The organism is Xenorhabdus mauleonii (assembly GCF_900113945.1).
Taxonomy (GTDB): Bacteria; Pseudomonadota; Gammaproteobacteria; order Enterobacterales; family Enterobacteriaceae; genus Xenorhabdus; species Xenorhabdus mauleonii.
Window position 1 is genome coordinate 1 of the sequence record NZ_FORG01000086.1, and the last position, 1,820, is coordinate 1,820.

The window sequence follows — 1,820 nt, forward strand, 5'->3', positions numbered from 1 at the left end:
TTGCCGCTAACCGTAAGCAACTATTGGAGTAGTTACTATGGCTAACCGCGATTGTAATGTAAATTCAACCCATTCGAAAGCCCAGCGCCGCTATACAGTCGGCTACATCAGTATCCACCATGCCGATAGACACACCGGCATGACCCGCTATTACAGCCAGCACCCGAGTTTGCATTTAAAAGGGAACTGGCTGCAAGAAGCCGGGTTTGCCACCGGGCAACCGGTGCAGGTCAGCATTGAACACGGACAGTTGATTATTCGGCTTGTTGAGAACAACTGACGGCTAAAAAGAAGATCCCAGCGCTTGGCTGGGATCTTGGTGTTAACAAGGCTGTTGATCTAATAAGGCATTTATCTTGTCTTTATCTTCCGGATGTAGTTGAAGATACTTGTCACATGCCAATTTGACATAATCAAAACCGACAGACTCTGGCACGATAATTTCCCCCTCCCATACACCGAAGGTAATGCCGTCAAAGTGATACTCCGGATCAGGATCAGCAAAATCTGGGAAAACACAATAGGTCTCATTAACTCCACACCCGCTTTTTTTCAGGATATGTGGCAAGGCCCATAAAAATTTACCTTGGGTATATAGAGAATTAAAAAACTCTTTCATCACCCATTCAGAGTCATTGTCATAGTCTATATTTTCGAAAAGACGCTTACTGTTCATTCTGCCACCGGGAAAAAGTTCGTAACTCTACCTGTTTCTTTATCCAAATAAACTTGGAATTTAACACCACCGGCTGTTGATTCATATTCACGCACACCTTGAGAGATAGCTTTTTCATAACCTTTGGAAACAGCCTGTTGCCCCAACTCCAACATTTTCTGATCAGAGAAAATTTTCGGGTCATATACTGTTTTCGTAAATATTTGTGCTTTAAGGCCAGTGATATTTCCTGCCCTATCTTTTGATGGAATCTGATACTCAATTTGAGTAATACCTTTGACACTGCCTGGTGTTTCACTGACAACATTAATTCCTTGCTCCGATACAGTTCGCTTAAATACATCAGCGTTATGCGTACCACTTACACCTTTTTTAGATATTCCGTCAAAATCAGTCAAATGATGTTTTTGATTTACATTAAAATTAATTCCATCAGGATAAGTATTTTTAGTCAGGGCCAAAAAGGTCTTCGCCGCCACATACTGGATGACTTTTCCTTCACTGGTCGGGATGCCACTGCTTACAATTTCAGCCGCTTTCTCGGGTGTCATCTGTTCATTGGACATCACCACATCCAGCGGCACGCCAAAGAAGTTCCCCCACGCAACAAGCAAGCCCCTAACAGGATCTTGCCCTTCCGGGTGGGTGCCCCGAGCCTGTTTCGCCAAGGCTTCCGACAATTCATCTGGCGTTGCTCCTTCCTTGAGCATTTGCATAGCAAGTGAACTTTGTGCCCGGCCGTATTCCATCAACCCTTTTGGCGCGGTTTCTGGAGTTAGGAAGTTATTCTCAACAACAACTCACTCCAGTGCGAACTTCACCGGCGAACGCCGATTTTCCCTGTGCACTCAGCCGGTTACAAGGGGATTTTGCTGAGGCAAGTTCATCGCTGAACCCAAAAACCCCTGACGCACTTTTGGCTCCTGAACACCGGTTTTGCCCGAGACCCGGGGTTCAGTGTCGCGCCCTTTTCGGCAACGGGCGAACGACGGCCGGTTTACCGGACGGCGGGCGCACGTTCTGCGGGTGCGGGCGGCATAGAGCCTGCAAGCGGCGCCCCTGCGACGCTCAGGATCACCGGGGTTTCAGATTGAGCACGGTTTTGCATGACCACGCAACCGGGTTCAGGGAAGCCCCCTCAGGG

Annotated in this window: 3 protein-coding genes and 1 pseudogene; 2 read left to right on the top strand and 2 right to left on the bottom strand. The window is 47.6% G+C overall.

What is annotated here, in order from left to right:
• Nucleotides 1-37 precede the first annotated feature (37 nt).
• Nucleotides 38-280: a SymE family type I addiction module toxin gene (locus tag BM100_RS22315; RefSeq protein ID WP_092514991.1), complete on the top strand. Its 243-nt coding sequence runs from the start codon at nt 38-40 to the stop codon at nt 278-280.
• Between the two features lie 42 nt (nt 281-322).
• Here the strand turns inward: BM100_RS22315 and cdiI are convergent, their stop codons facing one another.
• Together cdiI and BM100_RS23920 are read right to left on the bottom strand one after the other, a co-directional pair.
• Nucleotides 323-676 carry a ribonuclease toxin immunity protein CdiI gene (gene cdiI / locus BM100_RS22320; RefSeq protein WP_139217030.1) on the bottom strand — a complete coding sequence of 118 codons (354 nt, stop codon included), beginning with the start codon at nt 674-676 and terminating at the stop codon, nt 323-325.
• Nucleotides 673-1,392 (bottom strand): CdiA family toxin C-terminal domain-containing protein, encoded by a 720-nt coding sequence (locus BM100_RS23920; protein ID WP_274539961.1) that lies wholly within the window; start codon nt 1,390-1,392, stop codon nt 673-675. Before BM100_RS23920 ends, cdiI begins: the two co-directional genes overlap by 4 nt.
• Nucleotides 1,393-1,406: 14 nt before the next feature.
• On the opposite strand from BM100_RS23920, the pseudogene BM100_RS23360 reads away from it, so the two are divergent.
• Nucleotides 1,407-1,820 (top strand): annotated as a pseudogene (locus BM100_RS23360) (hypothetical protein); the annotation flags it as partial.

What these genes read in the sequence shown, in the direction of transcription:
- BM100_RS23920 (WP_274539961.1), bottom strand. Translation starts at nt 1,392, where the DNA reads ATGCAAATGCTCAAGGAAGGAGCAACGCCAGATGAATTGTCGGAAGCC.
- BM100_RS22315 (WP_092514991.1), top strand. Translation starts at nt 38, where the DNA reads ATGGCTAACCGCGATTGTAATGTAAATTCAACCCATTCGAAAGCCCAG.
- cdiI (WP_139217030.1), bottom strand. Translation starts at nt 676, where the DNA reads ATGAACAGTAAGCGTCTTTTCGAAAATATAGACTATGACAATGACTCT.